Source organism: Prochlorococcus marinus XMU1411 (assembly GCF_017696075.1).
Taxonomy (GTDB): domain Bacteria; phylum Cyanobacteriota; class Cyanobacteriia; order PCC-6307; family Cyanobiaceae; genus Prochlorococcus_A; species Prochlorococcus_A marinus_V.
This window is the reverse complement of sequence record NZ_JAAORI010000001.1, coordinates 57,405-74,912: the sequence shown is the minus strand read 5'-3', so window position 1 is coordinate 74,912 and position 17,508 is coordinate 57,405. Positions and strand designations below refer to the sequence as shown.

The window sequence follows — 17,508 nt, the reverse complement described above, 5'->3', positions numbered from 1 at the left end:
GAAATGACTCCAGGTTTTGGTAATTGATCAACCATTAAAAAATTTATCCACTCAACATTACCCGACCTATCTGCCAAAATTTGAATTTCTACATGTCTTGGCTTCCTTATGAATTTCTCCATATATAAACCATCGTTACCAAAAGCAGCTTCTGCTTCTCCCTGGGCTGCTTTAAACATTTTGTCGAGATTATCAGCGTTTTCGACCAACCTCATGCCTCTCCCACCTCCTCCAGCAGTCGCTTTGATAATTACGGGATAACCAATATCATCTGCCAATTTATAAGCCTCATCAATATTAGATAACAAACCTTTACTACCAGGTACTGTTGGAACTCCCACTGCCTCCATAGTTTCTTTAGCTGTAGATTTATCTCCCATAGATCTAATAGCTTTAGGAGATGGACCAATAAAGACAATTCCGTGATCATTACACATCTCAGCAAATTTATCATTTTCAGCAAGAAATCCATAACCAGGATGAATCGCATCAACTCCTCTAGATGTTGCAGCAGCAAGTATATTTGGAATATTTAAATAACTCTTATTACTTAACGAGTCTCCAACGCACACTGCTTCATCAGCAAGCTGAACATGCAACGCTTTTTTATCTACGGTGCTAAAAACTGCAACTGTTGCAATACCTAGTTCTCTACAACTTCTAACAATTCGTAAAGCTATTTCTCCACGATTAGCAATTAAAACTTTTTCAACCATTATGAAAATTAAATTGAAGAAATGAAAATGACTTAAAATAAAAAATTCTTTGGAAAAATACTTAACAGAATTTTTTTAGTGATCAGAGGACATTTTTTACAATACAACCTAGAACGTTATATATGTATAAAAATTTGTTTTATGCAATAGAAAAATAATTCATAATTTCCAAAAATTCTTTTTTTGAACTACATCCTTATTTCAGTCAATAATGTATTATGTCTTTAGGGTAAAGTTGCCCACAGGTGTTTGAAAACCCTTTGCGGACGTGGCGGAATTGGTAGACGCGCACGTCTAAGGAGCGTGTGGCTTCGGCCTTGCGAGTTCAAGTCTCGCCGTCCGCATTTAATGTCTTTGGTTTAACTGCAATGAAAAAAAAATCAGTTGCAGTAGTAATAGTTTCCAATGGCCCTGGTGAATTAGCTACATGGGTAAGTCCTTTAGTTAATGAGCTTAACAAGATAAGTGAATCTCTATGTGATGAAGATAAAATCAATTTCACTCTTAGGTTAGTCCTTGTTCCTTGCCCAAATGCTACTGGAAAAGAATTTTTAGTTGCAAAATCATGGAATAAATTTGAATTAATCACTAAATCCAAAAGTTTTTGGAAATTATTACTAAAGCCACATTCATTTGCAAACTGGCCAAAAAAAGGGATAGTTATTTTCCTTGGCGGTGATCAATTTTGGAGTATTTTACTAGCCAAAAGACTAGGTTATTTAAATATCACATATGCTGAATGGATTTCACGATGGCCTCAATGGACTAACGTAATTGCTGCTATGAATGCAAAAGTAAAAGAGTTGATTCCTAAAAGATATAAATATAAATGTCAAATCATTGGCGATTTGATGGCAGATATCAAACTTAATAGTGAAATATCATTAAAAAATAAAGAAAAACACAATATTGCATTGTTACCTGGTTCTAAAAAAGCAAAGCTCTCTATTGGAATTCCTTTCTTCTTAGAAGTTGCAGATCATATCGCTGAAGAAAATCAAAATATAAATTTTATAATTCCCATTGCCCCAACCACTAATAAAAGTGAATATTTATTCTTTCAAAGCGAGAGAAATCCAATTTCAAAATATTACTCATCAAAAATCAAAACACTGAAAAACCTTAAAGACTCCCGTTTTGATTATGAAATTGAAACATCAAAAAATACAAAAATTTATCTAATTAAGAAACATCCTTGCTACGAAATTTTAAAAGAATGTGATATTGCGATTACAACTGTAGGAGCAAATACTTCAGAATTAGCAGCAATTGCTCTTCCAATGTTAGTTGTCCTGCCAACTCAACATTTGAATATGATGAATGCCTGGGATGGGATTATTGGAATAATTGGTAAAATTTCATTAATAAATAGATTCCTAACTTTTATAATTAGATATTTTTATTTTAAAAAAAAGAAGTTTTTTGCTTGGCCAAATATTAAAGCTAAAAGAATGATTGTCCCTGAAAGAATAGGAAATTTTTCACCTAAAAAAATTGCGAGAGAAGTATTATTTCTTATAAAAAATAAAGATCAATTAAAAAACATTAGTGATAGTTTACAAAAAGAAAGAGGTAATAAAGGTGCAGCAAAAAAGCTTGCTTCTATCATTGCTAATTCAATTAAAAAACTTTGACAATTACCAGGGATCATCAATTTCAAACTTTTCTGATTTTTTATTATCCATAACTAAATTTTGCTGATCTAGTGGTTCGATATCTAAAGTTTCTCTCGCATTTTGAATTGGTCTTTTCGATGCAAAATTAGTATTTGATTCTTTTTTTTGTTTAAAATCATCATTTTTTTCTTCATCCATTTGATTTAAACTGTTTTGATTCTCAATCTGATCAGAATAATCATTCTCCATATATAACTTTTTTTTCTTATTAATTTCCTCTGAAGAATCTTTTATTTCAACATATTCAAGTTCATCTTCATAATCATCTTCATAATCATCTTGTTCATCAACTTCTTCTTCATATTCTTCAACGAAAGTATTTTGTTGTTCTAATTCCGAACCAGAGAGTAACTGATTCTCAACTGGTACAAGATTAGCTGAATATCCATTTGCTTGTCTCTCATCCCATGAAGACCCTCCGACGCCAAGTTTCTCAAGTAAACCACTGCTTAATTGTTTTAATTTCTCTTCAGCACCCTCATAAACAATAATCCTATCTGTACCACTACTTACTATTTCTTCAACAGGAATTTCCCAAGTACTCAAGACTCCCTCACCTAACAGCGGAACACCAACTGCACCCATGACAAGTGAAATTAAATCCCCAGTCTCGATATCAAAAGAAAAACCCAGCACCCTGCCTAACAGTTCTCCGGATTCAGTAATCACTTGACAATTAATTACTTTTCCGTATCTTTCTGGAGAAAAACCTTCACTCAATGAATCTAAAGAGTCAACTAATATGACATCTCCAACTTGCTTTATACTTTCTAATGGCATCCATTTTGGTAAGCCTGGTAAAAATCTTGTAAGTGGATTATCTCTAAGTCCTAAAGCGACCACCTCTCTTCTGTCGATATCAACAACAACTTCACCAACTAAACCTAAACGCTTACCAGTATCGGTAGTTATAACTTGTGTTCCCATCAATTCTGACCTTAACCATAACCGTTCGCTAGGAACAGAATTAGAACTATTCTTGTTCGCTGATGTGTTAGACAAACTCATAAATATCTTTTTATCATTCTGACGTATAAATTCAAAAAAGTGTGTTTATGCAGCATTTGGTAACCCAACAACTTGCGTATTAGCACCTTTTGCTTGGGCAACACCAATTGTTCTCTCAGATGCACTAATCATAGGCCTTCTATGACTCACGACTAAAAATTGAGCATTTGATGACTGATTAGATATTAATTTTGACAACCTTTCAACATTTATACCATCTAAAAAACTATCAACCTCATCTAATGCATAAAAAGGGGAAGGTCTATACTTTTGCAAAGCAAATAAAAAACTTAAAGCAGTTAATGATTTTTCACCACCTGACATAGAAGCTAATCTTCTGACATTTTTCCCCTTAGGGTGAGCTACTAAAGTTAATCCTCCCTCCAAAGGAGAATTAGGATTCTCAAGTTGAAGGAAACCATCTCCGTCAGATAAATTTGCAAAAATTTCTCTAAAGTGTTTATCAACTTCTACAAATGCTTGCATAAAAGCTTCCTGACGCATAGTCGATACAGTTTCTATTCTAAGCAATAATTCAGATCTTTCCTTAGAAAGAATTTCTAATTTTTCTCGTAAACCATTTAATCTCTCAATTAATTCTTCTAATTCATCAAGTGCCAACATATTGACAGGTTCTAAGCTTTGTAGTTTTGCATTTATCATAGAGATTTCTGATTGCAAAGATTCAAGACTCCTCCCTTCATATTCTCCAAACTGCGGGGAAGGATTAGGTAAATCTTTTTTATAATTTTCTAATTTTATTTTCTCACTTCTGATCTCTTCTTTAAGAGAATGCATATCCCTTTCAAGATATTCAAGCTTCAATAGATAGTTATTATGTTCTTGCCTTTTATTTGAAATTGAAGCGTTTAATTCATCTCTTTTCCTTCTCAATAAACCTAAATCCTTCTCAAGAGAATTCTTTTGATTATCTAAAACTAAAAGTTCTTTTTTAAATTTATCTCTTTTTTCTATCCATTCACTATGAGCAATTGCAAGTTCTTTAATAGATTCCTGCAAATTTTTTTCTTGTAATAATGTTATTTTTAATGAATTATTAATGCGCTCTTTATCTAAAGCAAATTGATTCTTCTTTTCTAATAAAACATCTCTCTCCTTACAAAGTAATTCAAGTTTTTTATCAAGATTATTAAAATCGTTATTAAAAGCTATTAATGATGATTTTTGATTTTTTTCATAATTCTCCTGAAGGGTGTTTTGCAATTGATCAAACTTATCTTGATGAGGCTTCAATTCATTTTTTAAACCATCTAACTCTTCATCTAATAATTTATTAGCACTATCAAGTTTATTTAATCTAGATTGATAATCCTCAATTCTTTTCATGACGACATTGAGAGAATTTTTATTTACTTCAATTTCTTTATTGAAAGAGGCACAATCCTTAATTAATTGACTGCGATTAGAATTTAAATTATTAAGTCTATTATTTTTAATTATCAAATCATTATTTGATTCTTTTAAAGCCTCTTCAAGAACCAATAATCTCTCTTTTATAGGGCTAGAATCTTCAAGATCATTATTAATACCAAATCTATAAGCTAAATCTTTATTTAACTTGCTGCCGCCTGTTATGGCACCACTTGCTTCTAATAATTCACCACTTAAGGTAACCAACCTATTTTTTTGTTTAGATATCCTTGCTGAGGCTAAGTCTGAAAAAACCAACGTATCTCCAAAAACATATCTAAAAACATCTGCATAAACTTCATCAAAAGTAATTAGATTAATTGCTTTATCAATAAATCCAGGCTCTCTATTATTTTCACATCTTGAAATTGCAAAATTCTTCTTTAAACTTTTAATTCTATTTAAAGGTAAAAAAGTTAATCTTCCCGCTTTCTTCTTTTTAAGAATATCAATTGCTTTTGCTGCAATATGATCATTTTCAACAACAATTTGCCCGAGTCTGTTTCCAGCAGCAATTTCTAAAGCATATCTATTTTTCTCACTAACCTCACCAAGTTGAGCTACATAACCATGTATACCCTCTAACCCAGCTTCTAAAAGAATTCTTAGAGCGTATGAACCTCTGGATTCATTTAAAGCTTCCTTTCTACTTTCAAATCTAGATAAATCCTTTTCAAGCTTTAATTGCTCATTGTTTAGCCTTAATTTAGTTTTTATTAATAAATCAATTTCATTTTTTAAAGAATTAATTTCTGAGTTGTTACTTGCCATGTTTTTATCCTTTGTATCGGATGTCTCTTTTTTTATTTGATTTACTTCAAAAAGTTTCTGCTTTTCTAACTCTAAGGCGTCGATCTGAGACGATATTTCATTTTTTTGAATATTATTTTGTGTAGTTTCTTCTGTAATTTTCCTTTTTTTTATTTCCAAAGGATTAATTTTATTCTTTACAATTTCAAGCTCAGCATTTAATTGAATACTTTGTTTTGAGAATTCTCCAGATTCTCCAGCCGCATCAGAAAGTTTTTTTCTGGATAATTTATGTTTTAAAGTGAGATCATCAATTTGCAAATTCAACTGATTTAAAAAATTATCATCAAAATTTTCTTGTCTCTTCTTTTCTGACTCGATATTCCTCTTAGAAATCGCAATTTCATCTCTCTGCTTCTGTAATTTAATACCTTCTTGTTTATTCAAATTTGAGATTCTATCATGTTCTCTCAAGCTAGAATTAATACTTCCAATATCAGAATTAACTTTTATCAATTTATCCTCTCCTTTCTCCTTTAGCTCATCAACCAGTATTTTTAATGCCTCTTCTAATACCAATATCTCTCTATTAATAGATTCTTTTTGTTTATAAAATAACATTTTATTTTTTTCAATTTCAGTTTCTTTTTTTTCTATAAATTCAACATGCTTAACTTGTTTATCAAAAATAAGAACTTTCTCTAATTCCATTATTTTTAGTAGTTTTGCCTTTAACTCTTTATATTGCTTTGCTTTTTCACATTCTTTTTCAAGCTTATTTTTACTAGATTGCAATTCATTTTCTAAAATTTCACACCTTTCTTGTCTTTCGAACACATCATTTAATTTTGCATTAGTTTGTTCTATTCTTGTATCAAAAAGTGCGACTCCTGCCAGCTCATCAATAATATTTCTTCTCTCCTTATTATTCATTGTTACTATTCTTGTTACATCACCCTGCATAACAACATTGCTTCCCTCAGGATCAACACTAATATCCCTTAATATTTTCTGTATTTGTTGCAAAGTACATTGTTTTCCATCAGAAGTGTATGTAGAAGCATAAGAGCCGCCAGGCATAAGCCTTAGTTTCCTAGAAACTACCCATTCTTTTTGACCCTTTTTAAGAGCGATTTCGTCTTCTTCTAATTCCAAGGGCGGAAGGTCCTCTCTAGGAGACCAATCATGAATATTAAATTTTACTGATACAAATGTTTCTGATGACTTACCCTCTTTAACTTTAGAGTTATTTATTAGATCTGGTAATCTTTCTGCCCTCATGCCTCTACTATTAGCTAAACCTAAACAGAATAAAATACCATCTAAAATATTACTTTTCCCAGAACCATTAGGCCCAGTGACCACTGTAAAACCTTCTTCAAGAGGAATTTTTACACTTCCCCCAAAAGATTTAAAATTTTCAAACTCGACCTGATTGATATGGACCAATATCAAGTCTCAATAGCTAAATAAGAATAACTAATTTGCGAAAATTCTCAATAGAAATATTACGATTATTTATAAATGAATATTAATTATTTTTGGTCAATCTACAAGAATTCCCAGAAATTTCAACCAAACCATGAAGAAGTTCACCATCTAAAATGAATCGAAAAAATCCAGATTCCAATTTATCAGAAACGTTTTTATATTTTCCATGATCTATTCTTTTTACAAAACCTCTATTCCCAGAAAGTTCATATTCTATCCTCGATAGCCATACAAGTCTATGATTTGGCTGTTTAAAAATTTCTATAGAAGCTTGACTAAATACAGGTAGTTTTAAAAATTTCCATGTTAAACAATCCATTCCATTTTCAACTAAAAAATCATAATGAATATCAAAAGAGTCAGTAGAGGGAACTTTATGTTCAAGCAAGACCCAATTATTCATTATTTTATTGATAAATAAATCGAATCTATTTTCAAAACAAAGTTGAGATAAAAATTTATTTTATTTAAGGTGATTACTTTTAATTAATTACTTGCATCAGGGACAAATCTTAAAGCAATGAATAGCAAACTTCCTGCTCCCGCGATAGCTGCCGCTACTAACCCAAAATCTGTAGGGATTGTGCGAGATGCAAAAACTAATGATGCAAATGTGATATCCATAATGAAATTTAAAATAATTTTATAAATTCAGTAATAGCTTAACAAAACCTTCTTGCAGAACAGAGTAGATAAATAAAATGTAAATAAACTTTTATATGTTTTTATTCTATATAAATCGCACAAATCTTTAGATAAGGGTTCCAAATTAAGAAAATAGGGTCTAATCTTAAAATAAATAAGTTTAAATAATGGAGACTTACAACCCTCCCAATGAAGTAGAAGACAAAGAAGATAACTCTAAACTTCCTAAACAAGAAGTTATCTCAGAGAAATGGTTACTTGAAAAAATTGACAGTTTAATACCTTTAATAAAAGAAAAATGGCCTACAATTGCGCAGCAAACCCTTGAAGCAACAAAAGGGAGTATTGATGATTTAGTTGAAGTAATAGCGACCCATAGTGGAACCTCAGCAGTTGGAATTAAACGCCAACTATTTGAAATCATTGATACACTCCGAGAAAATAATTGGGAGATATCAGAAAAAATTGAACCTATCGAAAGTCAATTAGAAGAGTTATTAGAAGAACTTAATAATACTCTTAGACCAAAAATAGAAAGTCCAATAAGAAAAAAACCACTATTATCTATTGCTATTGCTGCTGGTATTGGTTTACTAATAGGAACTCTCCTAAACAGTGGCAGAAAATAATATGGAAAAACCAAAAAATAAAAATTTTGCAAATACGGCTTCAAGAATTTCAGCTATTGCAAGTTCAGTGATGGATTTGCATGTAAGAATAGCTCTTCAAGAAGTAGATAGAGAAAAAAGAAGATTAATTAGTGGTGGAATATTTTTAGCAATTGGAAGCACATTACTATTATTAGTACTAATTTGCATCCATATTATTTTTTATCTTTTTCTAACAAAATATAATAACTGGAACATTGAATATAATTTATTAATCATAATATTTATCGATTTATTTCTTGCAGGCTTAAGTTTGAAGCTTGGAGGAAAATTAGCCAAAGGACCTTATCTTCCTCAAACATTAGAAGGTTTAGGCAAGACAACAAAGGCCGTTTTAGGCAAAAAATAAATTACCTTATTAAATATTTTATCCATCTACAATCTATTCCTCCATTACTAACGGGAATTTTCAATGAAGATTTCATTTTCAAATATTTTGTTAGTTTTGGATTTCCACTTAGAAGCCAAAATTCCCAGCCTGAAAAGTTATTCTTCAGGAAGTTTCCCATTTGTTCATATAAACAAATCAATTCATTTTCATCGCCCAATTTTTTGCCATATGGAGGATTACATATAATTATCCCAGGTGTAAGTTTTGATTGAAGTTCTAAAAAATCATTATTTAAAAGTTCAATATAATTTTCAAGTCCCGCCAATGTAATGTTTACTTTTGCCTGGTCAAATACCATTCTATTAATTTCGCAACCTATTATTTTCGGTAATTTTTCGTAATTTATAATTTTACTTTTTGCCTTATTTTTTTCATTAAGATAAATATCTTTTCTAAAGTCCAACCAATTCTCAAAAAGATATACTTGATCAATATTTACAGGGACTTCAAGAAATTGGTTAACTGCCTCAATTAAAAAAGTTCCTGAGCCGCACATAAAATCAATTAAAGGGACTTTTCCATTCCATTGAGTCATATTTATCAATCCAGAAGCTAAATTTTCTTTCAATGGGGCATTTCCAACTGCTGGTCTATAACCTCTTTTGTGTAAGCTTTCCACACTACTTTGAAGACTGATAATTGCTTTATTGTTATTTAAATGTAGATGAATTATGAAATCAGGATCATCTAAAGAAATATTTGATCTTTTATTCCAAACTGCCTGTTGCAAATCAGTAATAGAATTTTTAACTTCAAGAGCAGTAAAATGTGTATGACTTAAAGAAGATGTTCTCCCAGTTACTTGGACATTAAACGTTTTTTCATAATGCAGCCAATCTAACCAATTAAATGAATCTCTAACCCCCTTATATAAAGATTGCTTGTCATAGCAGTTAAAACTTGCAATTTCTCTATAAAAACGAAAAGCTAATCTGGAATAGAAATGAACTCTATAAAAAGTTTCAAAATCACATTCAAAATTAATAAATCTTTTATAAGTATTAATATTAAAACCACCTAAATTTGAAATTTCTTCAGCTAAAGATTTCTCTAGTCCCTCTGGAGCTGATGCAACTATATTCATATACGATAAAACTTAATAAAAAAAACTATTCAATACTCATTTTGCCTGTCAGAATATAAATGTCCAATTGGACTAGGTGATCTCAACCGATGTTTCGGACAGCGGTTCGATTCCGCTCAACTCCACTATTTGGGGTTGTAATGGTTTCGACGGGGCATAAGGAAGGTGACTGAAGCCGGCTCGGTTAGAGCAAAAACACAAACGCTAACAAAATCGTTAGTTTCTCCCGTCAAACAGCACCAGTTGCTGCTTGATCCTAAAGGAGATGGGGTCATATCAGCCTTATCAACCAAATGATACTCGGAGTCTGGAAGGACTCCACTTTTTTTAAATAACTAAGAAGTTGTAGTAGATAATTTATTAGTATGTAAATATTGCTGCAATTTCTTGTATTAAAAAGAATTTTTTAAATTTGTTAAGTATAAATGCTTAGAAAATAAGTTTTAAATTAATTTATCTTAATAAAGAATCTAAACCAGCAAAATGGAAACTAATAAAAAATTAAATGACTTGATAATAAATCTCAAACCTAAAGTTATTAGATTCACTGGTGAAAAATTTCCTAATGAACTATGGAATATTAGTTCTCAAATAAAAAAAAATAAGAAGATATCTACCTAAAAATTTAATTAAATACTTGAAAAAGGATTTTTAGGCATTTTTTTTAAACAATTTTTTGAAACTTCTTGAATTACTTTAAATTCATTTTTATCTAAATTCCACTTGAATACATTCGATACATCTATAACTTGAGATTTTTTCCGCATTCCAACGAGTGGAATAGTTCCTTGATAACAACACCAATTAATTGCCACTTGAGCTTGGGAAACTGATCTTTGATTCGCAATTCTTTTAAGACACCTACGCAACTCATATGTTGGTTTTTTATAGTTTTCAAATAAAGCATTACGAATAAAGCTTTTTTCTTTATTTTCTTCTTTATCTGGATCAATACAAAGTATTCCAAAGGACAAAGGACTATATGCAAAGAAATCAATATTATTTTCTTCACAAATTTTTTTTACCTGATATTGTTTTTTTAAATCGGGAGCAAGCAAAGAAAACTGTATTTGAACGCTTTTTAGCATTTGATCTCTTTTTGCCAAGAAATGAATTAATTGCTTCAATCTTTGAGGACCTATATTTGATAAGCCGATTTGAAAATCAAAACCTTGATCTTTTAAATCACAAAGATTATTCAAAAGCCCTAATTCTTGCCAAGGATTGTATTTTGCAGTTGACCAATGTAATTGCACTATGTCTAATTTATTATTTAGCCTTTCTAAACTTTTTAAAAAAGGTTTATTAAAACCTCTATCCCCAATTCTCCAAGGATAAGGTGCGAGTTTGGTTGCTATTTGGATTCTATTTTTTTTTGTAGGAGGAGTATCTAATAAAAACTTGCCTATCAATGATTCACTTCTACCCTGAAGATTTCCTGTACCGTAAGAATCAGCAGTATCAATTAGATCAAAACCTCTTTTCAATGCTTCATTATATGTCTCACGTAAATCATCGTCATTTGTAGATTTATAATTCCAAAAAAGTTTATTCCCCCAGGACCAAGTACCTAGTCCAATTCTTTTCTTCACAAGCCTATTTAAATAAAGCACTTTATAAGGTTATCTAAAATATTGAAGAGTTAGAAATATTTCAAAAAAAATAAGTTTTAAAGCATTAAAAATCAATTTCTCTTGACATTAAGAAATTATTCTCCAAAGTAAGAGAAATAAAAAAAAAATTGTTCATTACCGTTTGCGGACAAAAAGGAGGAGTGGCCAAAACTTGCACAAGTATTCACCTTGCAAGTGTTTGGCATTCTGAAGGGAAAAAAGTATGCATAGTCGATGCTGACAAAAACAGATCAGCACTAGCATACTCTTCAAGAGGTAATCTTCCATTTCCAGTCTTCCCTGTCAGTTCAGCTGCTAAAGCATCAAGATCATCAGAAATCGTAATAACTGATGGACAAGCGAGTAGCGATCAAGAAGAACTTAAACACTTAGCATATGGTTCAGATTTAGTTATCTTACCTACAACTGCAAAAGCAAGATCAGTAGAATTAACTGTTGAACTTGCTAATTTATTAAGCAACTTAAAAGTTAACCATGCAGTAGTAATAGTAAAAGTTGATTTTAGACAGCAAAAAGCAGCACAACAAGCTAAAGCAGCTTTAGAAAATTTTGGTTTATATGTTTTTGATACATTTATACCCTTACTTTCAGCATTTGATAAAGCAGAAGCCTCTGGGAATGCTGTATTTGAAGCTGTAGATGATTTGGGTAGATCAGATCCTCGTCGAATGACGGGCTGGTCTGCTTATTGTTCAATTGCCTCACAAATTCCATGCCTGATTTCGAAGCCCTCATCCGACACCAACAAATTAAACAACCAACAACCAATCAGCGCTTAAAAGTAGTTGATTCTCCTGATTTTGAAGAAGAAAAAAACGAAGAAAAAATAGTTCCTCAATCTGGATTATTAGTTAATATCTTGGGGGGTTTTATAAGTTCTGTGATTGGAACTTTAACAATACTTTTTCTTTATATAAATGAATATCTTCCAATAGATTTACTAAAACTTAAGTAGTATATTCGCTATTTATTTCAACGTACTTTTTAGAGAGATCGCATCCCCAGGCTGTGCCTTTCGATGCGCCAGAATTTAGATTAATCATAATTTGTACAATATCTTCAACTAAATATTTACCATTCATTTTGGACCTAATATATTCAGTGACTTTATTCGAATCATATTGTTTTAACTTGCCCTTCTCCAAAATCTGATAATTACCAATATACAAGTCAACGTTATTAAAATTGAATTCAACTCCAGAATTACCTGCAGCTGAAATAATTCTTCCCCAATTAGGATCACAGCCATGAATCGCAGTTTTTACTAATGCAGAATTACAAATAAATTTAGCAACCATAATTGCATCTCCAGTATTTTTTGCTCCTTGAACCAAAACTTCTAATAAACAATTAGCTCCCTCTCCATCTCTTGCAATATTTTTTGCTAAGTTTTGACACACAATATCAATCCCTTTTTGAATAATTGGAAAATATCTTTTATCAATTTTCTCTCCTGCATTTATTGCAATAAACGAATCATTTGTGCTTGTTTCTCCATCAACTGATATTGCATTAAAAGATTTTTTAACCGCAATCGAAATCATTTTATCCCATACTTCTTTTTCAATACCCACATCACATGTAAGAAAAGCAAGCATTGTAGCCATATTGGGGTAAATCATTCCTGAACCTTTTGCAAATCCTGCTATTTTTATTTTTCTACCTTGAATAATCGTCTCTATTAAAACTTTTTTTAAAGTCAAATCAGTAGTTAAAATTGCTTCTGCTGCATTTTGAAAATTATTAACTTTTAAAACACTTACTAAATTTGGTAAATTTTTTACTAAATCATTTATTTGTATAGGAACACCAATTACACCAGTTGAGCACATTAAAACTTCTTCTTCCTTTATGCCTAAAAGTTCCGCAATCTTTGCTGTAGCAATTTGAAAATGATGAAGTCCAAGATTTCCTGTACATGCATTTGCTTGACCAGAATTAATTAGTATTGCTCGTACAAATCCCGAAGCTCTTTTAATTCTTTCCTCACAAATATCTACACATGAAGCGCGAACTATTGATTGGGTAAACATCCCACTAAAAATACTGCCTTCTGGAGCGAGTATTAGTGCTAAATCTTTTTTATTAGAAGCTTTTAATCCAGCTGATATCCCAGCAAAAAGAAATCCCTTGGGTGTTTCCACACTGTCATCAACAAACGACCAATTGGTATCTAACTGGCTCAAACTTTTTAATATTTTAATTCATACTAACTACTCTTCAATACTAAAGAAACAGGTTATTAGATTATTATTAAATATATGGATATTCTTCAAAAATCAAAAAACAACCAAAGAAGGATTGGTTTAACAGGAGGTATTGCCAGTGGGAAGACAACCATAACTAATTACATAAGAAATCATAAAAACATTCCAATTTTAGATGCAGATAATTTATCAAGAGAATTAATCAAACCAAACACATATGGATATAAGAAAATTTTAGATTATTTTGGACATAAAATTATTGAAAATAAGAACAATTCAGAAAAAGAAATAAACAGAAAACTTTTAAGGAACATTATATTTAAACATTCAGAAAGTAAAGAATGGATTGAAAAACTACTTCATCCATTAATTAAAGAAAAAATGATAGAAGAATGCAGTCATCACAAAAATACTCAAACTTTAGTATTGGTTATTCCATTATTATTTGAAGCAAAATTTGAAGATATTTGCACTGAAATATGGTTAGTTAAATGTCCTAGAGAGACACAAAAAAAAAGACTTATGAAACGAGATAAAATTAGCGAAAAAGAAGCATACGACTCCATAAATCTTCAATTAAGTTTTGAAGAAAAAAGAAAATTTTCAGACATTATTTTAGATAATTCAGATGATCAAAATAAATGGATCAAGACAATAAGAGAGCTTCTTTGAAGCTTTAGCTATTCAATTTTTCTGCAAGAAGTTTATTTGCAAGTTTAGGGTCAGCTTTACCTTTTGTTCTTTTCATTAGTTGACCAACAAAAAAACCAAGTAATTTAGTTTTGCCATTTCTAAATGCTTGAACCTCATCTGGATATTCAGTTATAAGTTCATCAATTATTGGTAAAATACTTGAAGAATCAGATATCATGGCCAACCCTTTTTCTTCAACAAATTTTTTCGGAGAGATATTTTTTTGAATTAGTTCAGGTAAAATTTCCTTTGCAATTTTTCCACTTATAGTTTTATTTGAGATCATGTTTATCATTTCAGCAAGATTTTCAGGACTAAGTTTTAAGTCACTAAAACTAAGTTTATTTGCTTTTAAATAACCCACAATATCACTTGTTACCCAATTTGAAGCTAGTTTGGCATCAGTACCATTAGCTACTGTTTCTTCAAAAAAGTTAGCCATATTAATTTCATCAGAAATTACCCTTGCATCATATGCAGATAACCCAAATTCATTTACATATTTATTTCTTTTCTTTGAAGGTAATTCTGGAAGTTCTTTTAACCATATTTCTTTTTGGGCTTTTGTTATTTCAATTGGTCCTAAGTCAGGATCAGGAAAATATCTATAGTCACTGCTGCCTTCTTTCATTCTCATACTTTTTGTGAGTTGCTTAGCTTCATCCCATAACCTTGTTTCTTGGAAAATTTTTCCTCCATTTTCATAAACTTCTATTTGTCTTGCTATTTCATAATCACAAGCCTTTTGAATTGCGGAAAATGAATTCATATTTTTTATTTCCACTTTGGTGCCAAATGGAGCATTAGGTCCTTTTCTAACTGAAATATTGACATCACATCGCAATGAACCCTCTTGCATATTTCCGTCTGATACGCCTAGATATCTAACTGTTCTTCTGATCTCTGAAGCATATTCAGATGCCTCTTTACCTGATCTAATATCTGGTTTACTTACAATCTCACAAAGTGCTATTCCAGCACGATTGTAATCAACTAAGGAATACTTAGAACCAGCTAATCTATCACTACCTAAATGGACTAGTTTTCCAGCATCTTCTTCCATATGTAATCTTTCTATCCCAATTTTTTTGATATAAGGTTCTTTGTTCTTTTCAATTATTTCAACCTCTAACCAGCCATTTTCAGCTAGTGGCTCATCAAATTGTGAAATTTGATAATTTTTAGGCAGATCAGGATAAAAATATTGTTTTCTATCAAATTTACAATGTTCTGCAACATTTAAATTTAATGCTAAAGAAGTTTTCACAGCATACTCAAGAACAGTCTCATTCAAAACTGGGAGAGTTCCCGGTAAACCACAAACTACAGGATCTATATGAGTATTAGGTGCATCGCCAAAAGCTGTTGAAGCAGATGTGAATATTTTACTTTTCGTATTAAGCTGTACATGAGTTTCCAAACCAATCACAGCTTCCCAAGATTCCAAATTGTTCATTATCAAAAGTCTCTTTATTAATTTTATTGGATATAAAGGAAAAGAGGACCAAAACACAAATAAAAATATTTATTCTTAAATGACACAAGAAACAAAAAATTCAATATTAATTATTGGTGGTGGGCTTGTAGGTTTATCTATTGCTTATGAATTTTCTAAAAATAACTTCAAAGTTTTAGTTTTAAGCAAAAACAGAAATGAATCAGCTGGATTTGTTGCTGCAGGAATGTTAGCTACTCATGCCGAAGGGCTCGAAGATGAATTACTAAAATTTGGCCAAGAAAGTCAAAGTCTAATTCCAAAGTGGATAAAAAGTATTGAACAAGATAGTAATATTGAATGCGGTTTAAAAAAATGTGGCATAGTAGTTCCTTTTAAAAATAAAAAAGATCTTGAAGAGTTTCCGACTTATAAATATGGAAAATATTTAAATCACAAAGATCTTCAAAAAGAAATCAATGGAATGAATTCAATTTGGAAGCATGGTTTACTTTTTGAACAAGATGGTCAAATAGATAACCGAAGAAGACTAATGCGTGCTCTTGAGAGAGCATGCTCCTTGCATGGAGTTGAATTTCAAGAAGGATCAGAAGTAGAGGATTTAATATTAGAAAAAAACAAAATTACTGGTGCAAAAGTTTTATGTGCTACTGGGGAACAAAAAAAAATTACCTGCGAAAAAGCAATTATATGCAGTGGTGCTTGGAGTAAAAAAATTTTTAATAAAATTCCAGTCTTTCCTATAAAGGGACAAATGCTATCAATACAAGGTCCAACAAATTTCTTGAAAAGAGTTATTTTTGGTCCAAACACTTATCTAGTTCCTCGTGAAGATGGACTTATTATCGTTGGAGCAACAGTTGAAAAAGATTCAAAATTTAATCAGGGTAATACCCCCAATGGGATAAAAGAACTACAAGAAGGTATTTGCTCCTTATTACCAGAAGCTATTAATTGGCCACAAATGGAACATTGGTGGGGATTTAGGCCTTGCACACCAGACCTTAAACCAATAATTGGAAAATCAAAAATTGAAAACCTTTTTATAGCTACAGGACATTACAGAAATGGAGTTTTATTTTCTGCAATAACAAGTGATCTTCTTTTGAAAATAGTTCAAAATAAAAGTCTCAAAGAAATAGAAAAAAGCTTTTTAGAGAAATTTAGTTTAGATAGATTTGAGATTTAAATTTTAATTTTCAGACCGCCATTTCGAATCAGAAGTTTCCCAATCACATAATTCATCAGGGTTAAACCATAGATCAATTTCAAATTTAGCGGTATCTTCTCCATCAGAACCATGAATAATATTTCTCCCAATATCAATAGCTAAATCACCTCTAATTGTTCCAGGCTCTGCTTCAAGAGGTTTTGTTGCACCTATTAGTTTTCTAGCACTCAAAATAACTCCTTCTCCTTCCCACACCATTGCTACAACAGGACCACTTGAAATAAAGTCTACTAAATCGCCAAAAAAGGGTCTTTCTCTATGTACCCCATAATGATTTTGAGCAAGATCTTTTGAGGGTATTAATTGCTTTAATCCAACCAATTTAAATCCTTTTTTTTCAAATCTGCCAATTATCTCAGCAACATATCCTCTTTGAACTCCATCTGGCTTAATTGCAATAAAGGTTCTCTCTTTGTTCATTTAGTTA

At 31.0% G+C, this 17,508-nt stretch carries 17 protein-coding genes and 1 tRNA gene; 8 read left to right on the top strand and 10 right to left on the bottom strand.

The genetic code is table 11. The features are described from left to right. Positions 1-716: biotin carboxylase N-terminal domain-containing protein (locus tag HA145_RS00375; RefSeq protein ID WP_209127355.1), on the bottom strand; the 716-nt coding region annotated here is incomplete at its 3' end. 262 nt (positions 717-978) lie between these two features. On the opposite strand from HA145_RS00375, the gene HA145_RS00370 reads away from it, so the two are divergent. Both HA145_RS00370 and HA145_RS00365 read left to right on the top strand, forming a co-directional pair. Further along, a tRNA-Leu gene (locus HA145_RS00370) sits at positions 979-1,060 on the top strand. A 24-nt stretch (positions 1,061-1,084) separates the two neighbouring features. Beyond that, the gene (locus HA145_RS00365) at positions 1,085-2,350 is read left to right on the top strand and encodes a glycosyl transferase (protein ID WP_209127359.1); all 1,266 of its coding nucleotides are present in this window, start codon (positions 1,085-1,087) and stop codon (positions 2,348-2,350) included. Positions 2,351-2,353: 3 nt separating this feature from the next. Here HA145_RS00365 and HA145_RS00360 read toward each other — a convergent pair whose 3' ends face one another. The 4 genes from HA145_RS00360 to HA145_RS00345 all read right to left on the bottom strand — a co-directional run bounded on the left by HA145_RS00360 (position 2,354) and on the right by HA145_RS00345 (position 7,696). Then, positions 2,354-3,400 carry a PRC-barrel domain-containing protein gene (locus tag HA145_RS00360; protein ID WP_209127354.1) on the bottom strand — a complete coding sequence of 349 codons (1,047 nt, stop codon included), beginning with the start codon at positions 3,398-3,400 and terminating at the stop codon, positions 2,354-2,356. A 45-nt stretch (positions 3,401-3,445) separates the two neighbouring features. Continuing rightward, positions 3,446-7,036: a chromosome segregation protein SMC gene (gene smc / locus HA145_RS00355; RefSeq protein WP_209127353.1), complete on the bottom strand. Its 3,591-nt coding sequence runs from the start codon at positions 7,034-7,036 to the stop codon at positions 3,446-3,448. 76 nt (positions 7,037-7,112) lie between these two features. Beyond that, positions 7,113-7,475, bottom strand: a complete 363-nt coding sequence (locus HA145_RS00350; RefSeq protein WP_209127352.1) for a hypothetical protein — start codon at positions 7,473-7,475, stop codon at positions 7,113-7,115. A gap of 83 nt (positions 7,476-7,558) precedes the next feature. Then, on the bottom strand, positions 7,559-7,696 hold the full coding sequence (locus tag HA145_RS00345; RefSeq protein ID WP_209107624.1) for a hypothetical protein: 138 nt from the start codon (positions 7,694-7,696) through the stop codon (positions 7,559-7,561). A gap of 188 nt (positions 7,697-7,884) precedes the next feature. Between HA145_RS00345 and HA145_RS00340 the strand changes: the two genes are divergently transcribed. Continuing rightward, positions 7,885-8,346: a DUF883 C-terminal domain-containing protein gene (locus HA145_RS00340; protein WP_209127351.1), complete on the top strand. Its 462-nt coding sequence runs from the start codon at positions 7,885-7,887 to the stop codon at positions 8,344-8,346. 1 nt (position 8,347) lies between these two features. Continuing rightward, positions 8,348-8,734: a phage holin family protein gene (locus tag HA145_RS00335; protein ID WP_209127358.1), complete on the top strand. Its 387-nt coding sequence runs from the start codon at positions 8,348-8,350 to the stop codon at positions 8,732-8,734. 1 nt (position 8,735) lies between these two features. Here HA145_RS00335 and HA145_RS00330 read toward each other — a convergent pair whose 3' ends face one another. Further along, complete coding sequence (locus HA145_RS00330; RefSeq protein WP_209127350.1) at positions 8,736-9,860, bottom strand: THUMP domain-containing class I SAM-dependent RNA methyltransferase; 1,125 nt, start codon at positions 9,858-9,860, stop codon at positions 8,736-8,738. Between the two features lie 483 nt (positions 9,861-10,343). Between HA145_RS00330 and HA145_RS00320 the strand changes: the two genes are divergently transcribed. Beyond that, a complete protein-coding gene (locus HA145_RS00320; protein WP_209127349.1) occupies positions 10,344-10,481 on the top strand; it encodes a hypothetical protein in 138 nt (45 codons plus the stop codon). Positions 10,482-10,489: 8 nt separating this feature from the next. Here HA145_RS00320 and HA145_RS00315 read toward each other — a convergent pair whose 3' ends face one another. After that, the gene (locus HA145_RS00315; RefSeq protein ID WP_209127348.1) at positions 10,490-11,452 is read right to left on the bottom strand and encodes an aldo/keto reductase; all 963 of its coding nucleotides are present in this window, start codon (positions 11,450-11,452) and stop codon (positions 10,490-10,492) included. A 149-nt stretch (positions 11,453-11,601) separates the two neighbouring features. On the opposite strand from HA145_RS00315, the gene HA145_RS00310 reads away from it, so the two are divergent. After that, positions 11,602-12,273 (top strand): AAA family ATPase, encoded by a 672-nt coding sequence (locus HA145_RS00310; RefSeq protein WP_209127347.1) that lies wholly within the window; start codon positions 11,602-11,604, stop codon positions 12,271-12,273. 168 nt (positions 12,274-12,441) lie between these two features. Here the strand turns inward: HA145_RS00310 and argJ are convergent, their stop codons facing one another. Beyond that, positions 12,442-13,680, bottom strand: a complete 1,239-nt coding sequence (gene argJ / locus HA145_RS00305; protein ID WP_209127346.1) for a bifunctional glutamate N-acetyltransferase/amino-acid acetyltransferase ArgJ — start codon at positions 13,678-13,680, stop codon at positions 12,442-12,444. 75 nt (positions 13,681-13,755) lie between these two features. Here argJ and coaE point away from each other — a divergent pair, with 75 nt between their 5' ends. Further along, positions 13,756-14,373 (top strand): dephospho-CoA kinase, encoded by a 618-nt coding sequence (gene coaE, locus HA145_RS00300; RefSeq protein ID WP_209127345.1) that lies wholly within the window; start codon positions 13,756-13,758, stop codon positions 14,371-14,373. Positions 14,374-14,377: 4 nt separating this feature from the next. On the opposite strand, the gene gatB is transcribed toward coaE, so the two are convergent. Further along, the gene (gatB, locus tag HA145_RS00295) at positions 14,378-15,850 is read right to left on the bottom strand and encodes an Asp-tRNA(Asn)/Glu-tRNA(Gln) amidotransferase subunit GatB (protein ID WP_209127344.1); all 1,473 of its coding nucleotides are present in this window, start codon (positions 15,848-15,850) and stop codon (positions 14,378-14,380) included. A 79-nt stretch (positions 15,851-15,929) separates the two neighbouring features. On the opposite strand from gatB, the gene thiO reads away from it, so the two are divergent. Beyond that, entirely contained in the window at positions 15,930-17,039 is a 1,110-nt protein-coding gene (thiO, locus tag HA145_RS00290; RefSeq protein ID WP_209127343.1) for a glycine oxidase ThiO, read from the top strand. A 3-nt stretch (positions 17,040-17,042) separates the two neighbouring features. Here the strand turns inward: thiO and ndk are convergent, their stop codons facing one another. After that, positions 17,043-17,501 (bottom strand): nucleoside-diphosphate kinase, encoded by a 459-nt coding sequence (gene ndk, locus HA145_RS00285; RefSeq protein WP_209127342.1) that lies wholly within the window; start codon positions 17,499-17,501, stop codon positions 17,043-17,045. Between the last annotated feature and the right edge of the window lie 7 nt (positions 17,502-17,508).